1 protein-coding gene is annotated in these 399 nt (G+C 37.6%); it reads right to left on the minus strand.

What is annotated here, in order from left to right; translation table 11 throughout:
* Position 1: 1 nt before the first annotated feature.
* Complete coding sequence (locus tag PZE06_RS26580) at positions 2-271, minus strand: NADPH-dependent FMN reductase (RefSeq protein ID WP_483314092.1); 270 nt, start codon at positions 269-271, stop codon at positions 2-4.
* Between the last annotated feature and the right edge of the window lie 128 nt (positions 272-399).

Genomic DNA, 399 nt, shown 5'->3' on the forward strand with positions numbered 1-399 from the left:
GTCACGAAGGAATTAATGGAAGCAGATGCGATTGTGATTGGAACACCAGTTTTCCAAGCCTCGATTCCATTAATTCCTTCGTGACAAACCCTGTGTCACCATCATACTCCAAATAATTTCGACCGTCACTAAATTGCAAATTATACTCCGCTAAATCGATAATTGAAAATTCAACCTCTGGATATTTTGCAGAATCTTCTTCAGAAACGTAGTTCATTGCCGTTCTCGTTTTCGATCCAACAATAGAACCAGAAATGCCTACTATTTTCATAAATTCTCCCTCCTACTTTTTCGCTGTGTATTTACGGATCGCTGGTAAAATATCTGTAGCAATAATCTCAATATTTTTTGCCAATTTATCAAATGGACTTCGGTGGAGTTCCGTTTGATAAATTGGCA

Origin of the sequence: Robertmurraya sp. DFI.2.37 (genome assembly GCF_029211245.1) — a bacterium.
In the GTDB taxonomy this organism is placed as follows: Bacteria; Bacillota; Bacilli; order Bacillales; family Cytobacillaceae; genus Robertmurraya; species Robertmurraya methanolica_A.